The sequence below is a fragment of the Lysinibacillus sp. NPDC096418 genome (assembly GCF_044762775.1).
Taxonomy (GTDB): Bacteria; Bacillota; Bacilli; order Bacillales_A; family Planococcaceae; genus Lysinibacillus.
In genome coordinates this window covers 51,187-75,649 of sequence record NZ_JBIWEY010000008.1, presented here as the reverse complement: position 1 = coordinate 75,649, position 24,463 = coordinate 51,187, and the positions used below count along the sequence as shown (strand labels likewise).

Genomic DNA, 24,463 nt, shown 5'->3' with positions numbered 1-24,463 from the left:
TACTATAAAGTCTGAATTAAAATAAATCAATAAAAATTTAACGATAAACATTAATTAATTATTGAAAAGGATAAAACTAAGTGTATAATAAATGGTAAGAGAGGAGATGTTTTTATGGATCAATCAATTCAAAATAAAGAATTTATATTTTTAACCAAAGGACTACGTGCAATTTTCACGTTTATTATGGTAGTGGCGATATTTGGTGTTGTCATCATGGGGTGTGTACTTGCCGGGGCAATGATTGTACCTGAGCAGACCGTTAACAGCATAATCGATAAAGGGACGATATCAGCTGCCGTTAACTTTAATGGGATGGAAATTGTATTAGCAGATCAAGAAGCAAATAATATTCGATATGTAAAACAGGATGTCGTAAAATTAATAGCTGTTGCTACTATCTACATGGGGATATTATTATTTATAGTGGTGCAAGTGAGAAGATTATTAGGTAGTTTGAGTGGTGGTGATATTTTCACCAAAGCCAATAGCAAAAAAATTGAGTGGATTGCCTACAGTATTCTTTTGTTAAGCTTGACAGTAGGGGTGTTTCACACGTACATTTCATATACAATAGGTCACCTCGTCCATTTGGATACCCTATTACTAAGTACCGATTGGGTAGCGGGGGTAAATTATCAATTTAGCGGTATTAATTGGACATTATTATTTACGGGCTTAATCATTTGGACGATTGCACGTATATTCCGATATGGTGCTTTTTTACAAGATGAGTACGATGCAACAGTTTAGGAAGTGAAGAAATGACAATTATTATTCGATTAGATCGGATGCTAGCCGATCGGAAAATGCAGCTAAGTGAGTTAGCAGAGAAGGTAGATGTATCAATCGTCAATCTATCTAATTTGAAAACGGGCAAGGTAAAGGCTGTTCGCTTTTCCACATTAAATGCGATTTGCAAGGCACTAGAATGCCAGCCAGGTGATATTTTAGAGTACGCTGATGATGAACAATAACAAAAGTCCCAAATAGTGATTACTATTTGGGACTTCGTTGTTTTTGTTGACTTTTAAAAGTATGAAACATAAAATAAAAAGACCGTCTGGACGGTTTTATTTGTGGAGATGTCGATAAAAATTTGAATGAGTTCGATAAATTGAAAAATATGTCTGATAACCTAGAAAAGACCTCCGTTTGAAGGGAATAACTAGTATTGTCGCAAGAGAGGGTGAATGATGTGTCTTCAAAAGCAAGTCAAAAACGAGCACTAATTATTCATACAGCAATCCGACTTATACAAGAAAATGATTTGAACTCTTTGACACTAGAAGGTGTCGCAGGGAAGGCTGGGATTAGTAAAGGGGGGCTACTTTATTATTTTAAGACGAAAGACGCCCTTCAATCAGCCATTGCAGAAACAATCATGGAAGAGGTTATGGAATCCTATAAAGCAATAGCAAGCCAAGAGCAAGGTGCTGGTAGATTAACGAGGGGTTTTATAGTTGGCTCTAGGAAGGACTTAATGGAAGGGGCCCGTTTGAATATTGCCATTCAAATTATGCAAAATGAGTATACAAAAATGACCGACGACTATGAATGCTTCCTAGAGGACTTGATGAACGATGGGCTTGAAGAATCTAGTGTGCATTTGATTCGTTTAACGATTGATGGATTGTATTATTCGAAGTTATTAAATATTGCACCTGTTTCTGAAGAAATAGCAGAACAGGTCTTTGAACAATTATTAGAGATGACAAGAAAGGACAATGTTTCATGAGTATTTGGGTTTTTCTTATGATTTCGATTGTTGCAGAAGTTTTTGCGAGTTCGATGTTGAAACTGACAAATGGATTTAAACGCGTGCTGCCAACGCTTGGTGTTGTTGTTGGATATGGTACTGCTTTCTACTTCTTATCCTTAACGCTGCAATCATTAGCGATTGGCACAGTATATGCTATATGGGCAGGGTTAGGTACAGCCTTAACTGCGGTTGTCGGAGTCATTTTTTATAAAGAACATTTTAATGTGAAAAAGTTCTTAGGGATTGCCATGATTATTGTTGGCGTGGTCGTTCTCAATCTTGCTGGCGGTGCACATTAAGGAGGAATTTAAGGGATGAAAGGATATGTATTTTTAGCAATATCAATTGTTAGTGAAGTATTGGCGACAATGATGCTTAAACTTTCAGATGGTTTTTCAGTAATCGCTCCTTCAATAGGTGTCGCTATCGGTTATGGAGTTTCGTTTTATTGTTTGTCCTTATGTTTAAAGACGGTACCTTTAAGTCTTGCATATGCCATTTGGTCAGGTGTAGGAACCGTGTTAACTGTCATTGTGGGAATCGTCTTGTGGGGAGATGTTTTTAATCTTTATTCAGCAATAGGGATCTCCCTTATTATCGGGGGCGTTGTTCTCTTGAATCATGGCAATCAAAATGAGGCAACTTCATAAAAAATCGAATAGAAAAAAACGTCCAAAATCTCGATGAATTTGGACGTTTTTGTTTAATTGATAGAATCCATAAACTTATACACACGAATTGAACATAATACGGTAATAAAAAGGACTAGATAGCTAATAGGCGTGCCATATAAAAATCGTGCAACAATTGCTTGCCTAGGTGCATCAAGAAGTAGTTCAGTCATTGTTACAAATACAGGCAGTAAAATAATGATCGTAAAGACAGTTTGATAAATGCTAATCTTTTTTCTTCGATGTTTTTGTGTGAAATGCACAATCAGCAATGCGATAAGATGTAATGCTGTAAGATTAGCAACTCCTTGCAACAGAATGCTAGGAAGTGTTTGATGAATTGCTAGAAATGAGCCAGTGAATAGAGCTGCGATAAGTAATGAATAGATAATAGCCCTCATCTTGATTCCTCCTTAGTAAGGTAAAATAACACCGGCACTAACATAATGGACGATATCATTTTCTAAGTAGGGTAAAACTTCCTCAAGTGTACCTGTTAACACGACACCACCGACTTTTAAAGAATGGCCATCAACATCGCCAATTGTTGCTTTTAAAAGCTCTGCCTCATACATTTTTTCATGATTGCGAATGTTTAAGCCTGTTGTGTCTTTATCTCGTGTCTCCATCTTTTTTCGTAAAATGTTGAGTGCTTCTTTTTCATCGTGCGCATACATATCTACTTGATCTAAAAAGGATTCGGCAGAATGAAAGGGTTCGTTGGTGATAACTGGGTTATTAAGAATTTGGAAGCCGTAAGCACTATCACCAGAGACTAATCCATAATTCATTTTCGGCATTTTCGAAAGATCGACATTTGTTTCTTGTTGCTGTTCAGCCAGTTGCTTTTCCCATTTTCGCGCTTCTTTTTTCTGCTCATCTATAGATTCAAGTAATCCATTTTGAAGTATCCATGCCCATTGTGCTGTTGGGAATTTGGATGCCATTTCATCAATTGTTAATTCTTTTGTAAAAGACAGGCCTACCTCGACACTATAAAAGGGAGGTAAAGTTTTTAAATAATCTAGGTCATCTTCTATTTTAGATTCAGTATACGGATAAAATTTTAGTACCCGCTGATTATTACGGTAACCATTGCTAGAATGACTGTTGTTTACAGGTGCCTTTGTTCCTAAAATGGTATAAAAATGCTCCCTGATTCCCCAGTTAACTTCATGACCATTGACATTTTTGTATATAGGTGATTTTGTGTTACCAGCTAAAAAGAAATGATCGTAACTCGTGCTGTTAACTTGTAAATTCGCACCAGTAAATGTGCTTTCTAGATAATTTAGAGTGGATTGCTTATCCATCTCCTTATACATGAAATATTGCCCCAGAGCAATAAAAGCATAGACAAGTAGAGCTATACTAACAGTTACTGAAAATGAAATTAAAATTATACGTTTTAACGACTTTCGTTTTGCAGTCCTAACTAAATTTTGAAATGTTGGATCTTCATTAAATATTGAATTTTTCTCCATAGCCACCATCCTTTTGATAAATGTCACTAAATTTTTTCTTTGCGCGCGCCAGTAGCGTTTTGATTGTTTTATCGGTAGTACCGAAAAGTACTGCAATTTCTTTTAACGATAAGTCAGCACTATATTTCAATAGTAGTAACTCCGTTTCTTTTGGTTGTAACCTGTTTAAGCATTGTTGAACAGTGGCCAATTGTTCTTTTTGTAGCACGTATTGCTCAGGTGTTTGTTCATCTAATAAATCCTGCAAGTTAAACGATAGAAAATACTGGTTGGCGTGCTTTTGCTTTTTGAGTGAATCGTAGTACTTATTAATAGCGACTCGATACAACCAAGCCTCTGCGTATTTTGCGTCAATGCCATCTATGTATTTGATGAATTGATAGGCCGTTTCTTGCAAAATATCTTCTGCATCCTGTGTATTCGCGCCCATTTTCAGTAAAGTAAACTGAATGGTCCTTAGTTTTTCCTGTAATTGCTTGCCAAATTTCTCATTCATATCAACCCTCCTACTTAGATAACGATTAACCTAGAAAAAGGTAAACAATAAATTTACATATTTTTACCGTAATTTTTCTAAATAATTACGCGGCGCAAAAAAGCGCCATATTCATTAGCCATACATATTATAACGAGAAAGGTCTCGAATAAATATTTTTGGTATTGTTCCTATGTATACGAATCGTTTAATTGGATTAGAGGAAAGGGAGTTGAGCGTGGAAAGGGGAAGTAAATATTGTTTATATGAAGCGCTATGCGATTTAATAGCACTCCAGGATTTGATATCAAATTATCAATCTAAATATTTTGGTCAATACCTTGTGGAGGTTATTGGGGGAGATACGATTCCTTTATTATTAATAAAAAACAAAGGCGATCTTTTTAAATCATTAGATAAAACACTGCAATTTGAGACAGTGTTTTTTCGTATAGAATCTATCGATAAAGAAAGCTGCTGTGTGACGGTATCGTTATTACGTGGTATCGATCATGAGGGGCATCTTACAAATACAATAGTAGATGTTGTGAGATTAGAAAGAACAACATCTAAAAGGACCATTGAATTATGCGATATCGTAGCTATTCAACGTTTAAGTCCAGACTTGTTAAAAAACAACATCATTATTGAGCCTAAATGGTAATGAGGGACTAATGGAACCTACTAAAATAACAGCAAAACTAGAGCATCTGTCCATATACAGAATGCATTGGCTGAATGTAATAGAAAGATTCGAATGAAAGGAAGGTCAATGAATGGTGATTATTGGAATGTTGCACCACCGTCTAGATCCTAAAACAGTGATTAAATCTTTTGCATATGCAGCCGTTGCAAGAGCAGAAGGCGCTCAATTTTTTTACTTTACACCGAAGAATGTAAACTTTGAGGGCCGTACTATAAGAGGGCAAGTATATGAAGAGGGGCAATGGCAAGAAAAAGTTATGCCTTTTCCTGATGTGGTTTATAATGCGGGGAGCCCTGAAAAACTAGCCGCATCAAAAGAAATTATTGAAAAGTTGAAAAAGGAAGTACCCTTTACAACACATTCTATAGGTAATAAATGGAATGTTTCGGAACGATTAAAAGAAGCAAAAGAATTTGCCAACTATTTAATTCCTTCAGAAATCATGAGTAACGTCGAGGCATTTCACAAGTATATTACAACTTACAATAAAGTCGTGTTTAAACCGATTGATGGAAGAAAAGGAAAGGAAATTTATTTTGTTTCGAAAATAGGCACTTCTTTTGAGGTCAGGAAGGATACTGAAATTAATGTTTACTCGAAACCGAAGTTAGATAAACTATTATATGAGCAAATTTCTACAGGAACGTTGATCATGCAACCATATATTCAATCAAAGATGAAAACAGGTCAAGTCTATGATTTTCGTCTCCATGTACAAAAAAATGGGGAGGGGAAATGGATTGTAACAACGATTTATCCACGAATTGCGCCGAAAGGTTCCATAATACCTAATATAAATAATGGTGGTTTTACGCAATATTTAGATCCATTCTTGGAGCTAGAGTTTAAAGAAGAAGCCTATAATATTCGGCGTATGCTAGAGCATTTTTCATTATCATTAGCGCAACATTTAGATGAACTTCAAATGGTTCAATTTGGAGAGGTTATTGATGAAATTGGTATAGACGTAGGCTTAGATGAGCATCAAAAGATTTGGATCTATGAAGTAAATTGGCGTCCTGGTTGTCCACCTGCATTTTACTTAGAATTAGATGTCGTTGTTCATACCATTCGATATGCCAAATATCTAGCAGAAAACCAAGAACTAATAAAAAATGAGATTATGGAACGAAAAAACAAATTTTTAAGCGCAAGACCTATCATCGCCATTACCGGAAGTGCAGGAAAAACGACAACTAAGGCATTTCTTGCATCTATTCTATCTGAGAAATGGAATGTGTTTGAGTCAAAAGACTATTGGAATACAACAGAACATACCAAACTACATGCTGAAGAGATTAATGAATCCCATGATGCAGTTGTTCTTGAATACGGGATGGCTTATCCTGGGGTCATTACAAATCACTGTAGTATCATTAAGCCAAATATCAGTATCGTGACTAATATTGGTCTTGCACATGTGGGGAACTTTGATGGTGATATTCAAAAAGTGGCACTGGCAAAATCAGAACTAATTCATGGAATGGACCAAAAGGGATTACTTGTCATTAATAAGGATGACGATAATTCGAGGTATTTATCGATGAAGCAATTTAATGGAGAACTACTAACAGTTGGTATCCATTCTACAGCGAGTTATAGGGCGTATAGTATTCGCTATAAAGATGAAGGTATGTCTTTTAAGATGAAGCTAAAAGGGAAAGAAATTGAATTGTTCATTCCAATCTTAGGAGAACATCATGTCTACAACGCACTAAATGCGATTGCTGTTGCAGATTATCTAGGATTTAGCCCAGAAGAAATTAAGGCGGGTCTAAATTTCAAAAAACCACCAAGAAGATTAACTTTGTATCATTGCCGAGATCAAATTACGGTTATTGATGATACAGTTCACTCACATCCTCAAGGCGTACGGGCTGCTATTGATGTGCTTTCGAATATCGGAAGGAAACGAAAAATTGCTATCATCGGACAGATGCGAGAATTAGGCGATTTAAGAGAAGAAGAATATCGGAAAGTTGGCGAATATATTTATGAGCAAAACATTCATATTCTCATAACCTATGGATTTAGAACAGAAGAGATAGGAGCAGCAGCACGAGCAAGGGGAATGAATGGTTCAAATATTTATCATTTTACAGATAAAGAAGAATTAGATGCGTTATTACAGAAAATCATCCGCCAAAATGACACCATTCTCGTAAAGGGTGCTAGTAAAACAAATATGTTTGATATTGTCCAATTCCTAGATGAGACATATAGAGCATAAAGTGAAAAAACCGAAGCTACTACCCTTATGGCAGATACTTCGGTTTTTTGAATTGTAGGGAAATGCAGTGCTTTTTTTAGAAGGATTTTTAAGTATTTTAGAGAGTACTTTTGCAGATTGCGTAAGTTTATACGGCCTTCATAATGAACTTAATTTCCTTTGCAGCATTTGTGGCGTTGTTTTTAGCCTCAACTAACGTGTCGCCTTCTGCAATAACATATGCATAGCGATGACCCATGGATAATGGCGGGATTAAAAATGTTCCTTTTTTAGGCTTCACATAAACTGTTAAAACACCTTTTGAATTCGTAGCTTTTGTCTTGCCAAGCACTCTTTCTAAAATACCCTTCCTCTCAACAATTACATATTTTGTGAAGATAAACTTTCTATGCCTTGGCTCGATATGCGGTTCTTCTCCTAAAAATAATTTAAGTGTTTCTTCTACTAAACTTATTCCGAATGCGGCATATAGCATGTTGTTCATAGCGCCCCCTGAGATTCTTGGATTGATCTCAATGAGCTTCCAGCCATGTTCAGTCAACCGAAGTTCTAGATGCAGTGTACCGTTCTCTATATCAAATGCTTTGACAATTGAATGGAGTACTTCCTCAAGACCTGCTTTAAGTTCAGTCGAAACTTCTGCGAGTACACCATAACCAGTAATGATAAAACGTTGACCTTGGGTAATTTCCTGTTCAATAATCCCCATAATATGAGCTTGCCGCTTATAGACGAGTGCTTCTACTAAATATTGTGGGCCTTCAAGATATTCTTCAAGCATAATTGTTTCTCGTGGATTTTTGCTTTGAAGATATCGAAGGTGCTTTGTGAGTTGGTTTTTATTGGCAGCAAACAGTACATCTTTTGAACCTGTTGATTTTGGTGATTTGACCACTAGTGGGAATTCAATATTAGTAGGAAGTGATTCTTTAGGTTTAATCGAAAAATATTTAGGTGAGTAAGGTTGGTCTTTTAAAAAATTTCTTGTTTCCTCTTTATCTTCCATCATTTCAATGGCTTTTGACGACGTATAGTTATGACAAAATTCATCACATAAAGTAGAGGCAACGTGAACGTAAGGGTCTACAAAACTAACAATTGTTTTGATCGTTAATCCAGTATCTATCAATTTACGAATTTCTATTTTCATTTTCTTTATATTTGAAATGTCGATGGAAATCATTTTGTGAATATCTGGATAGGCCTTTCTCTGTTGTAATTGCTTTTCATTGTTTGTGAAAAGTATCGTCAAGTAACCCAATTTCTCTGCTGCCCTTATTGCTTCACGGCTTGATCCGGATTTGTTGGTGCCTATAAAAATAATTGATTTCAACTATATCTCTCCTTCAATTGGTAATTGGATTCTGCATACACATTTTATTAGTATGCGAAGAAATAGTTTTTCTCTAGATATGTATCATGTCTACATCCAATCAACTTTTAGCGAGGTACATATAGTAGAAAAGAAAGGAGAGAAATTTGATATGAAACCACTTTCGGTGAAGAAACTAACAGCAATTATTGCGGGTAAAATGGAGCAAGGGATAGATGAAGTACTTATCCAGTACGGTGCATATCGACTGAAGCAAGTAAAAAATCCAAACACCGCATTTTTTACAAGTAGGCGAATAATAGACTGGAAAAGTCTAGAAGGCTTTTCTCCTCTAGTTCTTGTAACAGATTGGAGCTATAGACAAAATGAACTCCCTAAGCATGTAATCCTCATTAAAGTAGCAAATGTGGAAGATGCATATTGGAAGTTTGTACATTTCTATCGTAGCCAATTTAATATTCCGGTCATAGCCATAACCGGTACTTCTGGAAAAACTACGACTAAGGAGATGATCAAACATATACTTTCAGCTAAGAAAAAGGTGACGGCAACTACTCAAAGTAGTAACTCCCGTACAGCTCATTTACAGTATTTACTCAACATTGAGGATGAAACCGAAGCAGCCGTTTTTGAAACAGCTGTTGGCTCGCCAGGTGATGTAAGTAGTGCAGGTGAATATTTCAAGCCGACAATCGGCATTATTACGAATATCGGAGCACATCACTTAGATTACTGCAAAACATTGGAGGGCTATATTCAGGCTAAAGGAGAAATGGTGAACATTATTCATCCTTCTGGTACCCTAATTCTCAATGCTGAAGATGTTAATACAAAGAAAGTTGATGTGTCGAAGTTCCGAGGAACTATTATTACAGTTGGTAAACATGCATCTTGTGAATTTAGAGCAAGTCATATTCGCTACTATCAACATGGTATGCGATTTACATTACATCACAAAAATAAGACATATGATATTTTTGTGCCGGGATTTGGGGAGCATCAAGTCTATAATGCATTAGCAGCGCTAGCAGCTGTATATGAACTAGGTGTAACGATTCCAGAAGCGGCGAAACAATTGCAATCATTCCGCCAGATGCGTATGCAATTGCAGTTATTTGAAGGCATTAATAAATCAATGGTTTTAGATGATACATGGAGTATTACGACCACTTCTTTAGAAGCGGCATTAAAGGTGTTGAGTTCACTTGGCGATGGTAAAAAAAGAATAGCAATTATTGGAGCAATGACAGATTTAGGGTCTTGGAGTGATAAAATTCACGAGCAAGCAGGGGAATTGATTCATCGCAGCAGAGTTGATGTGCTTATTACAATTGGTGAGCAAGCTCGCTTAATAGCTGATCATGCAGTTAAATTAGGTTTCAAGGGAACCGTTTACAAAAATAATAATAGTACCCTCTTGTATCGTTTATTGCGTGACAAAATAGATGAAAATACCATAGTACTCATAAAAGGAGATATGTACAGTAAGCATATGTTCGAATTAGCTGAAAAATTAAAGATAAAGCCGTTTTTTCATGCTGATTAGAAAACGAGCATGAAAGAGAAGCATACAACTTTGGAGTTGGAGCAATTTTATGTCGCTAGCAATGTAGTTGTAGGCGACAACCCTTAAAAAAATTTACAAGGACTATACTTTTTAAAAAAATCTACGTGACACTCCTAAGAAAGAGCATGAATTTTTTGTTTTTGTCTCTTCTTTAAGAGATGGTATAAGGGATGTCCAATAAGTTTCTTTGAGCAGAACAACTCCCTAATTTATATGGTGAAAGGTAGATATTCAAAGTGCTCTCAGCATATTATTTTTTCTTTTGTGTCATCTTTGCTTAATAGTAGAAACTATTGATTATTATGGGAATAAAATGTATAAATAATATTATCACTAGTTAATAATATGTTAAAGTAATTGTATTGTTAAAAAATGGATATCAAATAAAGATATAAACATAATATAATCGTAAGTTTTTCGGGCGAATTATGCATAATTAAGCATGTTTTTTACGAATCACTTCGGGTAGAATAGCAAATGAAATGCACATATAGCGTTATATTAGCGATAGGTAATATATGTTATATTTAAATTGTAATTTAAATAATGCCATTTAGACGAAATTGTGAAGTTTTATTATTAATCAGGTGTGTTAATTAGGGGAATATTGGGTTGTGTGCTACCTGTAAATTAATTGTTTTTATACTCGATATAAATAATATTACAATAAATTTAGTTGATTGTAGAAGAGGGGGCTTGCCCGCGGAAAACGGGCATTCCATAACGGAAATCAGCTTCCCGCTTTAATAGCGATGATTAAAATCAGTTAAACAACACACCTGATTATTTTTTTCACAAAGTAGACATAAGAAAGAGGTAAGTAGTATGTTTCAGTGGTTTAGTTTCAAAACAATTAGGGCAAAAATTTTAAGTGCTTTTTTTATCGTAGTATTATTAATCGCATGTTTTAATACATACAGCTATTATGTAAATAATAAAGTCATTTCTGCAGTTGAAGAGATTGTAGAAAAAGAACTGCAGATATTAACTGCAAGTGAACAGCTTGCTTCAACAATTAGTGTTCGAACAACTTCAGCAAAGAGTTATGTATTAACAGGAGATATTAAACATAAAGAAGAATTTCAACGCTATATAGAAATTGCTGAAAAAAATAATGCAGTATTAGTCGAATTGTTAGAAGCTAAGAATTTAGCAACATTGGTGGAGAAAGCAAGAGAATGGCGAAAATTTGTTCAAACAGATGTATTTGATGAGTACGATAAGGGGAATGTAGAGCAAGCCATCCAAAATTTAAATTCTATGGACGAACTTGCTACAGAGGTAAGAGTAGGCTATGAAAAACTGGCATTGGAAAGGGAAGCTAATATTAATCAATTAGGGAATGAGATGATTGCTCAATCCAAGAAGTCTACTAATGTGGGCTTATTAGTAGGAACGTTAACAACTATACTGGCAATAGTAATTGCTTTCGTTTCGGCTAGATTAATTGCAAATCCGATTAAAGCAGTAATTGAGAGACTATCAGCAATGGCAGAGGGCGATATTAGCCAACCACCACTACCAGAAAAAACGCATGATGAGATTGGGATTCTTGTAAAATCGGCAAATAAGATGAATCGCAAACTGCATGATATATTAAGTTCCATCAATGAGGTTTCTGGAAATGTCGCAGCAAATAGTGAAGAGTTAGCGCAATCTTCGGTTGAAGTTAAAACAGGCGCAGAGCAAATTGCTGTTACGATGCTTGAGTTAGCTGATGGCTCGGAATCACAGGCAAACAGTGCAAGCGACTTAGCACAAATTATTGAAAACTTTAAAGTTAATGTCCAGCAAGCAACAGATGAAGGTACTAGTTTGGAAGGGCATTCAAAAGAAGTATTACAATTAACAAAAGCTGGTCAACAGTTAATGAATTCATCAACGCAACAAATGTTTGCCATTGATCGAATCGTCCAAGAGGCAGTGTCGAAAGTTGAAGGCTTGAATACGCAATCACAGGAAATTTCAAAATTAGTATCAGTGATTGATAGTATTGCAAATCAAACAAATTTACTGGCGTTAAATGCGGCGATAGAAGCGGCAAGAGCAGGAGAACAAGGTAAAGGCTTTGCTGTAGTGGCAGATGAAGTACGCAAGCTTGCAGAACAAGTATCGTTCTCGGTGACAGATATTTCATCAATTGTGGCACGTATTCAAAATGAGACTGTCGGTGTTACATCCTCGCTTCAAACAGGCTATGAGGAAGTAAAAAAAGGAACAGTGCAAATTACCGATACGAGCGGAACATTCGAAAACATTGCAGCAGCAGTCAATAGTATGTTTAGTAATATTCAAGGTATTACTGGCAATCTACATGGAATCGCGACGACTACGGAACAAATCAATCGTTCTATCGATGAAATTGCAGCGATTTCTGAACAATCAGCGGCAGGTGTGCAGGAAACATCTGCAACAATCGAGCAAACAGTAGGTACGATGGAAGAAGTGGCGAATAGCACCGAACAATTAGCGATCATGGCAGAAAATCTAAATAATCAAGTACGAAAATTTAAGTTGTAAAGTGAATATGTGCGGTGATAAAGGAATGATAAATAAGACCTTTGATTTCCGCTATAAACAATAAAGCAAAAATGACAAAAGGCATTGAGAAGTCCATTCTCGATGCCTTTGTCATTATTGCTAATAAGTAGAATATAGGAATCATGTTTTGCACTTTTGAGTCGCTTCATCTCTTTTTATAAACCCGGTTAATAGAATAAGTGTATACGCCCATAAGAGCCATGAGGCAAAATAACGATCTAATTCAGTAGATAAATTTGTAAAGATACGATCAAAATAAAGTAGCACTATTGCATCTATAAGCATTCCTGGTAGTGCAACATAGATTGCTGCTTGTAGACGTTGTGCACCATTTGAAATTCTCATTAAAGAATAAATAGGGACAGTAAGTACCCAAATAAGTGGTATAACAAAAATATATGAAGCTATCATTAGCAAAGGTCTATCAAGTACGAAAAAGTACTGACCAACAATTCTAAAAATAGCACTCGCACCTAACCAAACAATAAAACCCCATAATAAAAAGAATCGCATTTGAATTCCTCCTTAACGAGTTATTTTCCTAATTGATAAAGTGTATTTAAGATTTTTTCTAATTCTTCATAAAATGAATCCACTGGGAAATCGTCGTTCATAACGACTTGCATGGCAATCCCATCTATAAGTGCATTAATAAAGATGCTCCAAGTTGCCATTGATACACCGTTAATTGGGGATTTATCCCATAACTTAGAAAGCACTTGAAATAACCTTTCATTTTCATTCGCTAAAATTTGTCCGATTTGCTCCTTAATAGGGGGCGTGTTAAAACCAAGTACGATTAATGTGAAAAACAATCGATAAAATTCTTTATTTTCATAACGGTCTTTCGCAGATAGGAATGCTGATTGAATTATTTGCTGATCACTTGCTAACAGTTCATCCCATGTGTTTTCACAAATAGATTGAATGATTTCAAGCAAAATTTGCTCCTTTGTTTTGAAATGATAATAGATGGTTCCTTGTGTCACACCAGCCTGTTCTGCAACTGCTTTCAAAGTAAACTTCTCAATACCTTTAGTTACTAAACATTGCTTGGCGGCCACTAATAAATCTACTTTTGCCACGCCAGTTGGTTTTGCCATTATATGTCCTCCATTTCTTTTAGTTAGTCAGCTAACTAACTTTAAACAAAAAAATATTGTCTTTTTATTTAAGTGTAGTTTCTGAATGTTTATTGTTCAAAGTAATAGCGGCGATACTAAACTGTAAGACACGTCTAGGTATAAATTTAGCAGCCAATAATAGTAACCCATAACGTTTACCTGGAATGGCATATGTCTTTTTCTTTTCGAGGCTTTTAAAAGCAACTTTAGCTACCTTCTCAGGTCGTACACCAACTAAATTGACTAGCTCACCAAGTTGCTTCATATCTCCATTCTTTGCGAAATTTGTTTTCGTAGGTCCAGGACAAATCGCGGTTACTGCATAATCACCTTTGTTTCGGAGTTCAGTGTTTAACGCTTCTGAAAAAGATAGTACATAGGCTTTCGTTGCTCCATACACCGCCATACTAGGTGTTGCGATAAAAGAGGAGATGGAGCCAATATTCATTATCCGACCATAGCCGTTATTCAACATATCTTGTACGAACAAGTGGGTTAACTGTGTTAGCGTTGTGATATTTAATTGAATCATGCGAAGTTGCTCTTGTGCAGATAGGTGATGAAAATGATCTTGTAAACCAGTACCTGCATTATTTACAAGTACATCGATTTGAATATTAGAAGATTGTATTTCATTATAAAGTTGCTGTGCTGCGTCTATTAGTGATAAGTCTTTCTCAATAATCATTACATCTGTTAGGTAACCGAGCTCTTGTTGTACCTCCTGTAACTTTTGATGATTACGTGCAACTAAAACAAGCTTATAGCCGTTAGTAGCAAATAGCTTAGCCAGTTCATAGCCAATACCTTCACTTGCGCCAGTAAGTAGAACTGTTCGATTTTTCATAGTCTTCTCCTTTTCGTTGAGATAACTATAATATCGGACTGTTTATCTGAATATTTAGAAATGGTAAAATGATTATATTGTTTAATAGAAAGTAATAGGGGGAGCGTAAATGCCAATCATTACAGTGCAAATGGCAAAAGGTCGAACAATTGCTCAGAAGCAGCAGTTTGTAGAAACGGTTACGAGGGAAGCTGTGCAAACATTTAATGTCAAAGAAGAATGGGTCACTGTTATTTTTGATGAATACGAAAGAGAGAACTGGGCTTCAAGTGGTGAACTACATGCTGTGAAATTTGGTGAAGGCTGTGGGAAGGAGGGAAGCGAGTAGTATATATACAAAAAGCCTTTTAAGTAACGGATCAAGAGCAATCGATAAAGTATATAGAAATCCCTTGAAATAGAGCATAAGAAAACCCAGTGAACTTTTAAATATTTAATTAGACATAAGAAATAAGAGAATATTATGTGTAGTATATGAGCATAGTATTTTCTTTTCTAATGCAATTTAGCTCATTATGAAATGTGTAGCATATTTATTAAGAACATAGTTATGATTAAGTTTATACATAATACTAAATTTATCTGAATTTTCGGAGGGTAATTCGATGAGATACATCTTCATTCATGGTTTGGGGCAAAATGCTTCAAGTTGGGAGAAAACTATATCGTTTATGGAGAAAACAACTCAAGTATCACATCTTGATTTGTTTGATCTTCTGAAAGATAAAAGACCGACTTACAACAATCTATACCTCGCTTTTTCTGAATATATGGAAGGATTTTCAGAGCCTGTCACCCTTTTAGGACTTTCTCTAGGAGCAGTTCTTGCATTGAACTACACGATTGAGCATCCTGAAAAAATTCAATCTCTGGTTTTAATGGCGCCACAATACAAAATGCCAAAACTGTTATTAAAATTTCAAAATGTTATTTTTCGGTTTATGCCAAAGTCTATTTTCCAGAAACTTGGGTCCAGCAAAAATGATTTTATTCTGTTGACAAGTTCGATGATGGAGTTAGATTTTAGTAAAGACTTAACAAGGATTCAATGCAATACTTTGGTTTTATGTGGGGAAAAAGACAAAGCGAATAGAAGGGCAGCGAAGATGGTAGCAGAGCAAATCCCAAAAGCAGAACTTCAGACAGTTATGGGTGCAGGTCATGAAATAAATGTGGACGCCCCAGAAATATTGGCGTCCATCCTCAATGAATTTTTGATAAACATTGAAGGTGAAACGATTATTTCTTAGTAACCTTACATTTATATTTTTTGATTCGTTTGTGAACATCTCATTTTTATTAATCGTGATTGTTGTTAATTAACATAAGGAATATGTTGCTTGAAGAAGAGTTTCGATTTTTAGTAACAAAACAATAAATAAAGATAGATATTAATTGGATCTATTGAAATTTAAAGCTTAAATCAGTAAGATGTGAATTTTACTCTTAAAAAATTGTTATTAAGCTAAAAAGTGGTACTAGTTAAACACAGAATTGATTCTACACATTTTATAGATTAACTTTATGCTATTGTTTTAACCGCAAGAAATCTTTAGAAAATAGCTAAAAAGAAAGAACATAACAAATTATATAATTAAGTTATGTCCTTTTCTTAATTTAGATGCGATTTATCTTGTATCTTAGTAGTGCTTTCCCTAATTTAACGACACCCACAATTAATAGGAGTAAGGGGATTAAAAATAACAAATGCCCTATCCCAGGTGCAAATAGTGTTACTGCAGACAAAGGTCCAAATAATTTAGGGAATTCTATTAAAATAAGCAATGGTATCAGTAAATGAAATACGAAAATAAGAATTCCTTTTAGAATGGTGACCTTTTCATTTTTAGGTTTTATAATTCTGTAAGTTGACCAAACAATGTAAGCAATGATCCCCAGTAAAACCAAATCAAAAATAATATATTTCATAAATGGATTGCTAGTAGGTAGGGGAGGCTCTTCATTATGGAGTAGCTTGTTAATTCCACTCGTTATAGTTTCATATTCATTAAGATTAAAATAATCCATTGAATTAATAAGCAGACTAATGCCATACTCTCCATCTAGCAGTACTCTTGAGTATGCATTTTCTGTCCATCCATTATGGGAGATTACGTCATTTACTTCCCATCCCATCGCATAGTATGTGTCATTGCTCACAAGTGATGATGGATGATGTATTGTGCTCATTGCATTCGCAGATATAATATTTTTACCTTTGAATTGACCTCCATTTAATTGTGCAATCATGTAATTTGCCATATCTTCAGCACTTGAAATGATGTAACCAGAAGCAACAGTTCCTCGATGGTTTAATTGTTCTGTACGTATTTTAAATCCAAAAACAGTTTGATAGCCCGCCGCCATTGTATTGTTGATATCTTCTTTAGGGTCCGTAAAGGTATTGACCATTTCGAGTGGTTTGAATATGTATTCATTGATATAGTCTGAATAGGATGTTTGTGTTACTTCTTCGATGACTGCACCTAGGATGTTGTAATTTAAATTTGAATATTGATATTGCTCTCCAACAGGGAAAGTTAATTTTATATTTGCTAAGTCTTTTATATGTTCTTTTACAGTTGTATCTCCATTTGAGATTGAGACTTGTCCATCATTTGTTGAAAGACCACTCGTGTGATTTAGTAAATGTTGAATCGTGATTTTTTTAGATGCTTCTTTATCTGCAAGGTGGAACCAAGGAATCACTGACTGCACAGGATCCTCTAGACTGATTTTTTCTTGTTCCACTAGTTGCATAATGGCCAGTGCAGTAAACGATTTACTAACTGATCCAATAACAACTGGCGTTTGCGGTGTCATTTCGGTTCCATCTGGGCGCGAAACACCATATCCTTGCAAGTATTCAACGTGATCGCCCTTTACGATGGCCAATGAAGCCCCTTGGATGTTAAGTCTCTCTACTTGATTTGACATGAATTCATCAATAGTAGAAAAATCGAGCTTTCTATCAATGGTCTCTTTTTCGTTTGCAAATACAACTCCATTAATACATGTCATCAGTAGTAGCATGGCGATTACGATAATGTTACCTATTACAAATTGTTTTTTTAGCATAGTTATAATTCCTTTACCTCTAAAATGTTTTTTATTCTGACTGGAATCTCGTTACATAAAATTATTCTTAAACATATTCAACACTCTCTGTTGTGAATACATACTCAATGTGGATATTTTCGGTTTATTGCTGAAAGCCGAGGATGACATTCGATTAAAGATTGATTTGAGTGAAGTACCCAGCCGGAACGAAATTCAACCTCAATTTATGGGGGGAAGATACAGGCGATGGTAAAGTAGATCCACATTACATCACCTGGACCTAGTACGATTAAATGATCATCCAAATCTCGAGTGAAAAATAAATAAATATCTTTTACAAAAATGAATGATGCAAAAAGAAAAATAAGAAAAGCTACAATGGTAATAATGAGCCTTTTACGTAATTCATCTAGGTGTTCAATTACATTTAATTCTTTATCGTTTAAATAGATGGCTTTATTTTCCATTTAGAAAACGCCACTCTCACATTAATATTGGGAAAGGTGCAGCGTAACCAGTTACATCTAATCGTTGTATTCTAACTTACCATCAATAAAAATACAAATATATCTAATTTAGGATACTACTGTAATAATTTATCTTGATTATAACAAATTAAAAAATAGTAAATGTGTCTAAATTAGGAAGTTTTTACATTTGAATGTTGTAACATGTCGTAATTATCGTAATTTAGATGCGAAAATAGTGTACTGTTATAATGTACTCGTAACTGCTATTTTTTTGAAAAAAGGGGGGGCAGAATAATGGGGAAAAGAAAAACGATTTATGAATCTACCTTAGACCAAGGTATAACAAAGCGAATCTTTTTAAAAATGTGTGCGGTACTTGCAGCAATAAACCTACACGTTAAATATAACGGTTTCGCTCCATTTACAGCTATATCATTCACAGTACCGGCAACTGCAAGCTTCCCAATCGAGCCTCTTGCATCAAAATAGCCAAAATTGGAATAGTCGTTTCAAATCCAATACCAAGAAAGATTATTTGGAGATTTAGAAAATTTAAATACGATAGAACACTTTAAAAATGAACTGCGGCATTTGTAGAAATGGGTTCAGCCTAATAAGGAAATGGGTGTCTTTGACTATCTCCCTAACTACGAAACCCGTCAATAGACGAAGTGTATGGTGCATGTGATCTGCTAGGCTATGATCCGATGTTCTTAGCGAATGAAAGAAAAGCGATTATCATTGTTGCCAATGAAGATAAAGAGAAAGTTCTTGAAGCACTTCATCAACATCCAGAGGGACAAGATGCTGTTTGTATAGGTAAAGTATCTGATACATCAAAGGGCCAATTATTATTAGAAACACCACTTGGCGTAAAACGAGCACTACATCGCTTATCAGGCATTATGTTGCCTCGTATATGTTAGCGTGTTGAAAAAAGGTTATTTAATATCTATGCTGCACAGTTAATAAAGTGTAGGATAGATTTTTTCAATATTATTCAGGGTTGCTTTCTTATCATAGTTAATAGAAAAAGGAGATATTATATGAAATTAACCGTTTTAGTAGATAATAATACTTTCATAGATCGCTATTTTTTAGGAGAACCAGGGCTTTCTTTTTTTATTGAAGAAGACGGTAAACGCATTCTTTTTGATACCGGATATTCTGAAGCTTTTATAAAGAATGCAGATAAAATGAGAATTGATTTAAGGAATCTCGATTATGTCGTCTTATCGCATGGGCACGTAGATCATACATGGGGTCTGACACATTTAATTAGACTACATATGGAAGCTAAAAATGAAGAAATAATACACAATACGCCCGCGATTATTGGACACCCATTGGTTTTTAACACTAAACTATTTGATCCTGTAGGAGAGATAGGGAGTATTATATCTCATGAAAAGTTAAGTAGACACTTTCCAATCCGATTATCTAAAGAACCTTTATGGCTAACAGATAAAGTAGTATTTCTAGGAGAAATTAAAAGGAAATTTAATTTTGAAGGAAAAGATTCTATTGGGCAAGTAATTACTGAACAAGGTAGTGTTAACGACTTTGTTAAGGATGACACAGCAATCGTTTATAAATCAACAGAAGGGTTAGTTATTATCGCTGGATGTGCACATTCGGGGATCTGTAACATTATTGAATATGCTAAAGAGGTATGTCAGGAAGAGCGAGTAGTTGATATTATCGGAGGATTTCACCTTTTAAATCCGACTAAAGAGCAGTTAGATAATACAGTTCAGTACATAAAGGATCTTAAACCAACTAAGCTTCATGCTTGTCATTGTACAGATTTATACGCAAAAATTGCTCTTTCGACAGCGGCTGATTTAGGAGAAGTTGGAGTAGGATTACAACTTTCATATTTGTAGCATCGTATTGAATTGAAGGATTTCCCGTATACTCTATAGAAATTTTAATATAAATAAATCGAAGGGGCTTGGATTATGTTTAGATTATTTTTCGAATTAATCCGGATAATTGGAATTCTAATACTTCTAGGTGGTTTGATGGGGGCTTTGGTGAAACTACTCTTCGCGATTTTTGGAATAAATGTAGATAATACCAATGGTGGATGGATAGTTGGTATTTCAATTCTTATTTTAATTTTTGTGTTATATAGAAACAAATTTCAATTTTATGGATTTTATAAAGGGCGAGAAATAGTAAAACTTCCGAAAAAAGTGACTGATTGTCTAGTTTTATGTTCGATTACAATGCTATTTATTGCTCCATTTTTCAACTAACGTAATTCGGGGCTTTGGTTGAAGAGTCGGTTTGTCAAATATATAAAAACAGAGGTGATTTCTACCCATTTGTAGGTTAACTCTGTATTTAGCAATCACTTTTAAGAAAACAGTCTTATATTAAAAGGCTTCCACTTATATCATATTCATAGTGTTGTCAGTAGGGAACTTTGATAGTACCTTTAAGTTAATACTTCCTTCATCGCATGCTCTAAATTTTATAAAATTTAGAGCATGTTTTAATGAAACCTCATTTGCACAACCTTTGTAAAAAGGATCTCCATATTGAACGTCGTTAACTTCCCAAATACAAAAAGTACAAATTATATGTGTGCCAGGTCATGAGTTTTTTCATGAAAGTTCAATTAGCGGTTGTCATAGTGTACTATAAAATCTGTTTTGATTTGTATATTTTGAGAATTTAATATTCAGCAAAGGTGTCCTATTTAAGAACCTTTATGTAAGATAGGTTTTGAGATTTGATAATATTGTATATAATTTACTTGCGGATTATATAGGAAAAGAGAGAGAAGTAAAATAAATCAGAGCCGAATAAAAAAGCGAGGGTAAGCAATGGAAAATAAAATATTAATAATTGATGATGATACTGATTTATGTTATTTATTGAAAAATTATCTGATGTTAGAAAACTATAATGTTACTATTTGTAATGATGGAGCTAGTGGAATAAAAGAAGGAATCTCTAATACATATCAACTTATAATTTTGGACATCATGCTTCCAATTATGAACGGATTTGAAGTGTTGACTACGATACGAAAGACAAGTAGTGTACCGATTTTAATGTTAACTGCTAAAGATTCAGAGGTAGATAAAGTATCTGGATTACGACTTGGTGCTGATGATTATTTGACAAAACCTTTTTTGCAGAATGAATTCATAGCGCGAGTCCAGTCACTGATCAGGCGATATACGATATTTAATGCAAAACATGAAGAGTCAGAAACACTTTCTTTTAAAGGGTTGGCCATCAATCGTCAATTAAGAATAGTGAATGTAAATGGTGATACCATCAAACTAACTGCAAAAGAATTTGATCTGCTGCTTTTTCTTGCGTCCAACAAAGGTCAGGTTTTCACAAAGGAACAAATCTATAATCATGTGTGGAAAGAGGAATATTCTTATGATGACAGTAACATTATGTCCTTTATCAGTAAGCTAAGGAGAAAAATTAAGAATACTGAACTAGAACTTGATTATATTCAAACGATACACGGTGTTGGTTATAGATTTAACCTGGGGGTGTAGGTGTGCCATATTTAGTAATTACATGCGCAGTACTAGTTATAATAGTACTCTTTCAATACCTACACATCCGAAAAACAAGGAAACAACTTCACACTATTTCTGATATACTCGATGAGGTTCTAGAGGGGAATTTAGATCGTAGATTATATGCAAATGAAAATGACAGCACAAGTGATATAGCCTATAAAATCAATGAGATTGTCATACATAACAAGAAACAATTGCTCGCGCATAATAAGTCTGAGAAGGCATATAAAGAATTAGTGACAAGCCTTTCTCATGACATTCGGACACCACTTACTTCTTTAGTAGGTTATCTAGAAGCACTTGATAGAGATTTAGTCAATTGTAACGAAAGAGATCGATACATTAAAACAGCTAAAAATAAAGCGTTAAGCCTAAGTGAATACATACAAACACTTTTCGAATGGTTGAAGCTAGAGTCAGGGGAGTGGCTCTATTCGTATGAGAAAGTAAACATATGTGAACAAAGTAGAGTAATTATTGCGGAATGGATTTTTAGATTTGAAGAATTGAAAATCGACTATCTTATTGATATTCCTAACACTGCTATACCAGTAAATCTCGATGTGAAAGTATATGAAAGAATAATGAATAATCTATTATCAAATGTACTTAAACATAGTCAAGCTACCCAGATTGGAATTTCAGTTTCTTATAATGAGCATAGTGCTATGATCAAAATTGCTGATAATGGAATAGGTATTTCAAAAGAGGATTTACCTTATATTTTAGATAGACTGTACAAGTGTGACTATTCTCGAAGTACAAGCAGTAATGGATTAGGGTTGGCAATTGTCAATGAGTTAGTCATCGCACACAATGGGCAAATCAAAGTGGAAAGTAGTTTGAATAGCGGTACAACATTTGTAATTTCACTCCCTCGTATATGACGTGGGAGTTTTTTTAAAACATACAAATAGCCAAGTATAGGCAAGGTTTTGGCAAGGTTCATAGATTATCCTATTTTTAAGGTTTGAAAGGAGCGTTAAAATGTCGAAAGAAATTATTCTAACTACAACTAATTTAACAAAAAAGTACAAGAAGCAAATTACAGTGAACAACGTTAACATCAATGTGAAAAAAGGAAGAATCTATGGACTATTAGGGAGAAATGGTGCTGGGAAAACGACTGTAATGAAAATGATTTTAGGGTTAACTTCTATTTCATCTGGAGAAGTTAGTATATTTGATCAACCAATAAAAAATAACAAAAAAACAATCTATCCTAGAATTGGTTCAATTATTGAAGTGCCAGGATTCTATTCAAATTTAACAGGTACAGAAAATCTAAAGGTCTTTGCCAGACTAAGGGGGACGATAAATCCTAATGCAATTCAGGAAGCATTAAATGTTGTCGGCTTGCCATTTAATGACAAGAAGACTTTCTCTTCCTATTCGTTAGGTATGAAACAACGTTTAGGCATTGCAAATGCATTACTGAATGATCCCGAACTATTAATTCTCGACGAGCCCACCAATGGACTTGATCCAATTGGAATTGCTGAAATAAGAATGTTTCTACAAAAGCTTTGCCATGAACAAGGTAAAACGATTGTACTTTCAAGTCATATCTTATCTGAAATTGCATTAATGGCAGATGATATTGGGATTATCCATAATGGTGTATTACTAGAGGAATGTACACTTGAAGAATTACAAAAGAAATCTGAACAGTATGTAAGTGTACAAACAACGAATATGATCGACACTGTTCACATTTTGGAATCAAAACTAAATATAACGAATTACTCAATAGAAGATGATAACTTTATCAAAATATATGACTTAGCTCATTCTGTCTCACTGATCGCTAAGGTATTAGTTGATGCAAACATTGAATTAACGCATCTTCAGTTATGTACCGATAATTTAGAGGATTATTTCAAGAAAATAACTGGAGGTGAGGGCATTGCTTAATATCCTAGCGAATGAAAGATTAAAATTAAAAAGAAATAAATTAATACCTATGTGTACGTTAATCGGGATAATGCTACCAATCGCTATGATACTTGCAGACTTATCAGCTAAAAATGCAGTTGTTTCTTCTTTTACAAGTACTGAATGGGTGAATCGATTAGTTTTACCTATCCAGGTAATTGTTTATCCGGTATTAAGTGGCTTTATAATCACTTTTCTTATCCAAAAAGAATATGTGGAACGAACAATGATAAACACACTGACGGCGCCTACTAATAGAATTAAACTTGTACTAGGCAAATACATCATATGGTCCTTATGGGGCGTCATATTAACACTATTTTTTCTGTTGATCACATACGGCGGTGTTTATCTGTTATTTGGAAAGACACAATTAATAGAAGGTCTTTATGAAATAACGGAATTATGCTTAAAAACAGGCATATTAAACTTGCTTTCTATGAGTCCAATTTTAATTATTTGCATTTTACAAAGGCATATTTTTTATCCGAGTTTGCTCTTTAGCTGCCTTGTATCAGGAATAGGATTTGTTGGGCTTTATTGGTCTGAAAGCATCCGTAACGTAATTCCTTGGTCAGCAGTTACTTCTATTACTTTTCTAGATTCAAATGTACTACTACCTTATGTGTCAATAATAGAGTGTTATATATGTGGGCTGGCTTTTAGTTTTTACTCATTTAATCGGCAAAATTTATAGTATG

Annotated in this window: 28 protein-coding genes and 1 pseudogene; 18 read left to right on the top strand and 11 right to left on the bottom strand. The window is 34.6% G+C overall.

Translation table 11 applies throughout. From position 1 onward, the window contains the following. Positions 1-114 precede the first annotated feature (114 nt). From ACIQZG_RS09335 to ACIQZG_RS09315, 5 genes are all read left to right on the top strand, one after another. Positions 115-753 (top strand): DUF2975 domain-containing protein, encoded by a 639-nt coding sequence (locus tag ACIQZG_RS09335; RefSeq protein WP_402754905.1) that lies wholly within the window; start codon positions 115-117, stop codon positions 751-753. Positions 754-764: 11 nt separating this feature from the next. Then, positions 765-977: a helix-turn-helix domain-containing protein gene (locus ACIQZG_RS09330; protein WP_402754904.1), complete on the top strand. Its 213-nt coding sequence runs from the start codon at positions 765-767 to the stop codon at positions 975-977. A gap of 221 nt (positions 978-1,198) precedes the next feature. Then, a complete protein-coding gene (locus ACIQZG_RS09325) occupies positions 1,199-1,738 on the top strand; it encodes a TetR/AcrR family transcriptional regulator (protein ID WP_402754903.1) in 540 nt (179 codons plus the stop codon). Further along, positions 1,735-2,061 carry a DMT family transporter gene (locus ACIQZG_RS09320; protein ID WP_402754902.1) on the top strand — a complete coding sequence of 109 codons (327 nt, stop codon included), beginning with the start codon at positions 1,735-1,737 and terminating at the stop codon, positions 2,059-2,061. The genes ACIQZG_RS09325 and ACIQZG_RS09320 overlap by 4 nt, the downstream gene beginning before the upstream one ends. 15 nt (positions 2,062-2,076) lie before the next feature. After that, complete coding sequence (locus ACIQZG_RS09315; RefSeq protein ID WP_402754901.1) at positions 2,077-2,412, top strand: DMT family transporter; 336 nt, start codon at positions 2,077-2,079, stop codon at positions 2,410-2,412. Positions 2,413-2,465: 53 nt separating this feature from the next. On the opposite strand, the gene ACIQZG_RS09310 is transcribed toward ACIQZG_RS09315, so the two are convergent. The 3 genes from ACIQZG_RS09310 to ACIQZG_RS09300 are packed head-to-tail and all read right to left on the bottom strand — an operon-like array spanning position 2,466 to position 4,413. Beyond that, positions 2,466-2,834 carry a hypothetical protein gene (locus tag ACIQZG_RS09310; protein ID WP_402754900.1) on the bottom strand — a complete coding sequence of 123 codons (369 nt, stop codon included), beginning with the start codon at positions 2,832-2,834 and terminating at the stop codon, positions 2,466-2,468. Between the two features lie 12 nt (positions 2,835-2,846). Continuing rightward, positions 2,847-3,917, bottom strand: coding sequence for a sigma factor regulator N-terminal domain-containing protein (locus ACIQZG_RS09305; RefSeq protein ID WP_402754899.1), 1,071 nt, complete (start codon positions 3,915-3,917; stop codon positions 2,847-2,849). Continuing rightward, complete coding sequence (locus tag ACIQZG_RS09300; protein WP_402754898.1) at positions 3,895-4,413, bottom strand: RNA polymerase sigma factor; 519 nt, start codon at positions 4,411-4,413, stop codon at positions 3,895-3,897. Before ACIQZG_RS09300 ends, ACIQZG_RS09305 begins: the two co-directional genes overlap by 23 nt. A gap of 172 nt (positions 4,414-4,585) precedes the next feature. Between ACIQZG_RS09300 and ACIQZG_RS09295 the strand changes: the two genes are divergently transcribed. Together ACIQZG_RS09295 and ACIQZG_RS09290 are read left to right on the top strand one after the other, a co-directional pair. After that, on the top strand, positions 4,586-5,056 hold the full coding sequence (locus ACIQZG_RS09295) for a hypothetical protein (RefSeq protein ID WP_402754897.1): 471 nt from the start codon (positions 4,586-4,588) through the stop codon (positions 5,054-5,056). A 112-nt stretch (positions 5,057-5,168) separates the two neighbouring features. Further along, complete coding sequence (locus tag ACIQZG_RS09290) at positions 5,169-7,328, top strand: YheC/YheD family protein (protein ID WP_402754896.1); 2,160 nt, start codon at positions 5,169-5,171, stop codon at positions 7,326-7,328. A 127-nt stretch (positions 7,329-7,455) separates the two neighbouring features. On the opposite strand, the gene ACIQZG_RS09285 is transcribed toward ACIQZG_RS09290, so the two are convergent. After that, positions 7,456-8,661, bottom strand: a complete 1,206-nt coding sequence (locus ACIQZG_RS09285; RefSeq protein ID WP_402754895.1) for an ATP-grasp domain-containing protein — start codon at positions 8,659-8,661, stop codon at positions 7,456-7,458. A 151-nt stretch (positions 8,662-8,812) separates the two neighbouring features. Between ACIQZG_RS09285 and ACIQZG_RS09280 the strand changes: the two genes are divergently transcribed. Continuing rightward, a complete protein-coding gene (locus ACIQZG_RS09280) occupies positions 8,813-10,207 on the top strand; it encodes a UDP-N-acetylmuramoyl-tripeptide--D-alanyl-D-alanine ligase (RefSeq protein ID WP_402754894.1) in 1,395 nt (464 codons plus the stop codon). A gap of 846 nt (positions 10,208-11,053) precedes the next feature. Further along, positions 11,054-12,748, top strand: a complete 1,695-nt coding sequence (locus ACIQZG_RS09275; RefSeq protein ID WP_402754893.1) for a methyl-accepting chemotaxis protein — start codon at positions 11,054-11,056, stop codon at positions 12,746-12,748. Positions 12,749-12,889: 141 nt separating this feature from the next. Here the strand turns inward: ACIQZG_RS09275 and ACIQZG_RS09270 are convergent, their stop codons facing one another. The 3 genes from ACIQZG_RS09270 to ACIQZG_RS09260 all read right to left on the bottom strand — a co-directional run bounded on the left by ACIQZG_RS09270 (position 12,890) and on the right by ACIQZG_RS09260 (position 14,740). Further along, the gene (locus tag ACIQZG_RS09270; protein WP_402754892.1) at positions 12,890-13,282 is read right to left on the bottom strand and encodes a DUF5367 domain-containing protein; all 393 of its coding nucleotides are present in this window, start codon (positions 13,280-13,282) and stop codon (positions 12,890-12,892) included. 20 nt (positions 13,283-13,302) lie between these two features. After that, positions 13,303-13,872, bottom strand: a complete 570-nt coding sequence (locus ACIQZG_RS09265) for a TetR/AcrR family transcriptional regulator (RefSeq protein ID WP_402754891.1) — start codon at positions 13,870-13,872, stop codon at positions 13,303-13,305. A 64-nt stretch (positions 13,873-13,936) separates the two neighbouring features. Further along, on the bottom strand, positions 13,937-14,740 hold the full coding sequence (locus ACIQZG_RS09260) for an SDR family NAD(P)-dependent oxidoreductase (protein WP_402754890.1): 804 nt from the start codon (positions 14,738-14,740) through the stop codon (positions 13,937-13,939). A 109-nt stretch (positions 14,741-14,849) separates the two neighbouring features. Between ACIQZG_RS09260 and ACIQZG_RS09255 the strand changes: the two genes are divergently transcribed. Together ACIQZG_RS09255 and ACIQZG_RS09250 are read left to right on the top strand one after the other, a co-directional pair. Then, positions 14,850-15,068: a tautomerase family protein gene (locus ACIQZG_RS09255; protein ID WP_402754889.1), complete on the top strand. Its 219-nt coding sequence runs from the start codon at positions 14,850-14,852 to the stop codon at positions 15,066-15,068. A gap of 277 nt (positions 15,069-15,345) precedes the next feature. Further along, a complete protein-coding gene (locus ACIQZG_RS09250; protein WP_402754888.1) occupies positions 15,346-15,990 on the top strand; it encodes an alpha/beta fold hydrolase in 645 nt (214 codons plus the stop codon). A 367-nt stretch (positions 15,991-16,357) separates the two neighbouring features. Here the strand turns inward: ACIQZG_RS09250 and ACIQZG_RS09245 are convergent, their stop codons facing one another. From ACIQZG_RS09245 to ACIQZG_RS09235, 3 genes and pseudogenes are all read right to left on the bottom strand, one after another. After that, positions 16,358-17,818 (bottom strand): serine hydrolase domain-containing protein, encoded by a 1,461-nt coding sequence (locus tag ACIQZG_RS09245; RefSeq protein WP_402754887.1) that lies wholly within the window; start codon positions 17,816-17,818, stop codon positions 16,358-16,360. Between the two features lie 206 nt (positions 17,819-18,024). Continuing rightward, entirely contained in the window at positions 18,025-18,267 is a 243-nt protein-coding gene (locus tag ACIQZG_RS09240) for a twin-arginine translocase subunit TatC (RefSeq protein ID WP_402754886.1), read from the bottom strand. Between the two features lie 386 nt (positions 18,268-18,653). Next, positions 18,654-18,743: pseudogene (locus ACIQZG_RS09235) on the bottom strand (AIR synthase related protein); the annotation flags it as partial. A 198-nt stretch (positions 18,744-18,941) separates the two neighbouring features. On the opposite strand from ACIQZG_RS09235, the gene ACIQZG_RS09230 reads away from it, so the two are divergent. From ACIQZG_RS09230 to ACIQZG_RS09220, 3 genes are all read left to right on the top strand, one after another. After that, positions 18,942-19,196, top strand: coding sequence for an AIR synthase-related protein (locus tag ACIQZG_RS09230; RefSeq protein ID WP_402754885.1), 255 nt, complete (start codon positions 18,942-18,944; stop codon positions 19,194-19,196). Positions 19,197-19,316: 120 nt separating this feature from the next. Further along, positions 19,317-20,156 (top strand): MBL fold metallo-hydrolase, encoded by an 840-nt coding sequence (locus tag ACIQZG_RS09225; protein ID WP_402754884.1) that lies wholly within the window; start codon positions 19,317-19,319, stop codon positions 20,154-20,156. Between the two features lie 75 nt (positions 20,157-20,231). Continuing rightward, entirely contained in the window at positions 20,232-20,531 is a 300-nt protein-coding gene (locus ACIQZG_RS09220; protein ID WP_402754883.1) for a hypothetical protein, read from the top strand. Positions 20,532-20,666: 135 nt separating this feature from the next. Here the strand turns inward: ACIQZG_RS09220 and ACIQZG_RS09215 are convergent, their stop codons facing one another. Further along, positions 20,667-20,855, bottom strand: a complete 189-nt coding sequence (locus ACIQZG_RS09215) for a CPCC family cysteine-rich protein (protein ID WP_402754975.1) — start codon at positions 20,853-20,855, stop codon at positions 20,667-20,669. A 249-nt stretch (positions 20,856-21,104) separates the two neighbouring features. Here ACIQZG_RS09215 and ACIQZG_RS09210 point away from each other — a divergent pair, with 249 nt between their 5' ends. The 4 genes from ACIQZG_RS09210 (at position 21,105) to ACIQZG_RS09195 (ending at position 24,459) form a co-directional block, all read left to right on the top strand. Beyond that, positions 21,105-21,800, top strand: a complete 696-nt coding sequence (locus tag ACIQZG_RS09210; RefSeq protein ID WP_402754882.1) for a response regulator transcription factor — start codon at positions 21,105-21,107, stop codon at positions 21,798-21,800. Positions 21,801-21,802: 2 nt separating this feature from the next. After that, the gene (locus ACIQZG_RS09205) at positions 21,803-22,714 is read left to right on the top strand and encodes a sensor histidine kinase (protein ID WP_402754881.1); all 912 of its coding nucleotides are present in this window, start codon (positions 21,803-21,805) and stop codon (positions 22,712-22,714) included. A 100-nt stretch (positions 22,715-22,814) separates the two neighbouring features. Next, entirely contained in the window at positions 22,815-23,741 is a 927-nt protein-coding gene (locus tag ACIQZG_RS09200; protein ID WP_402754880.1) for an ATP-binding cassette domain-containing protein, read from the top strand. Then, the gene (locus ACIQZG_RS09195; RefSeq protein ID WP_402754879.1) at positions 23,734-24,459 is read left to right on the top strand and encodes an ABC transporter permease; all 726 of its coding nucleotides are present in this window, start codon (positions 23,734-23,736) and stop codon (positions 24,457-24,459) included. Before ACIQZG_RS09200 ends, ACIQZG_RS09195 begins: the two co-directional genes overlap by 8 nt. Positions 24,460-24,463: the final 4 nt, after the last annotated feature.

Coding starts and splice junctions, on each gene's coding strand:
- ACIQZG_RS09335 (WP_402754905.1), top strand. CDS start 115: ATGGATCAATCAATTCAAAATAAAGAATTTATATTTTTAACCAAAGGA.
- ACIQZG_RS09330 (WP_402754904.1), top strand. CDS start 765: ATGACAATTATTATTCGATTAGATCGGATGCTAGCCGATCGGAAAATG.
- ACIQZG_RS09320 (WP_402754902.1), top strand. CDS start 1,735: ATGAGTATTTGGGTTTTTCTTATGATTTCGATTGTTGCAGAAGTTTTT.
- ACIQZG_RS09315 (WP_402754901.1), top strand. CDS start 2,077: ATGAAAGGATATGTATTTTTAGCAATATCAATTGTTAGTGAAGTATTG.
- ACIQZG_RS09310 (WP_402754900.1), bottom strand. CDS start 2,834: ATGAGGGCTATTATCTATTCATTACTTATCGCAGCTCTATTCACTGGC.
- ACIQZG_RS09305 (WP_402754899.1), bottom strand. CDS start 3,917: ATGGAGAAAAATTCAATATTTAATGAAGATCCAACATTTCAAAATTTA.
- ACIQZG_RS09300 (WP_402754898.1), bottom strand. CDS start 4,413: ATGAATGAGAAATTTGGCAAGCAATTACAGGAAAAACTAAGGACCATT.
- ACIQZG_RS09295 (WP_402754897.1), top strand. CDS start 4,586: ATGTATACGAATCGTTTAATTGGATTAGAGGAAAGGGAGTTGAGCGTG.
- ACIQZG_RS09290 (WP_402754896.1), top strand. CDS start 5,169: ATGGTGATTATTGGAATGTTGCACCACCGTCTAGATCCTAAAACAGTG.
- ACIQZG_RS09280 (WP_402754894.1), top strand. CDS start 8,813: ATGAAACCACTTTCGGTGAAGAAACTAACAGCAATTATTGCGGGTAAA.
- ACIQZG_RS09275 (WP_402754893.1), top strand. CDS start 11,054: ATGTTTCAGTGGTTTAGTTTCAAAACAATTAGGGCAAAAATTTTAAGT.
- ACIQZG_RS09270 (WP_402754892.1), bottom strand. CDS start 13,282: ATGCGATTCTTTTTATTATGGGGTTTTATTGTTTGGTTAGGTGCGAGT.
- ACIQZG_RS09265 (WP_402754891.1), bottom strand. CDS start 13,872: ATGGCAAAACCAACTGGCGTGGCAAAAGTAGATTTATTAGTGGCCGCC.
- ACIQZG_RS09260 (WP_402754890.1), bottom strand. CDS start 14,740: ATGAAAAATCGAACAGTTCTACTTACTGGCGCAAGTGAAGGTATTGGC.
- ACIQZG_RS09255 (WP_402754889.1), top strand. CDS start 14,850: ATGCCAATCATTACAGTGCAAATGGCAAAAGGTCGAACAATTGCTCAG.
- ACIQZG_RS09250 (WP_402754888.1), top strand. CDS start 15,346: ATGAGATACATCTTCATTCATGGTTTGGGGCAAAATGCTTCAAGTTGG.
- ACIQZG_RS09245 (WP_402754887.1), bottom strand. CDS start 17,818: ATGCTAAAAAAACAATTTGTAATAGGTAACATTATCGTAATCGCCATG.
- ACIQZG_RS09240 (WP_402754886.1), bottom strand. CDS start 18,267: ATGGAAAATAAAGCCATCTATTTAAACGATAAAGAATTAAATGTAATT.
- ACIQZG_RS09225 (WP_402754884.1), top strand. CDS start 19,317: ATGAAATTAACCGTTTTAGTAGATAATAATACTTTCATAGATCGCTAT.
- ACIQZG_RS09220 (WP_402754883.1), top strand. CDS start 20,232: ATGTTTAGATTATTTTTCGAATTAATCCGGATAATTGGAATTCTAATA.
- ACIQZG_RS09210 (WP_402754882.1), top strand. CDS start 21,105: ATGGAAAATAAAATATTAATAATTGATGATGATACTGATTTATGTTAT.
- ACIQZG_RS09200 (WP_402754880.1), top strand. CDS start 22,815: ATGTCGAAAGAAATTATTCTAACTACAACTAATTTAACAAAAAAGTAC.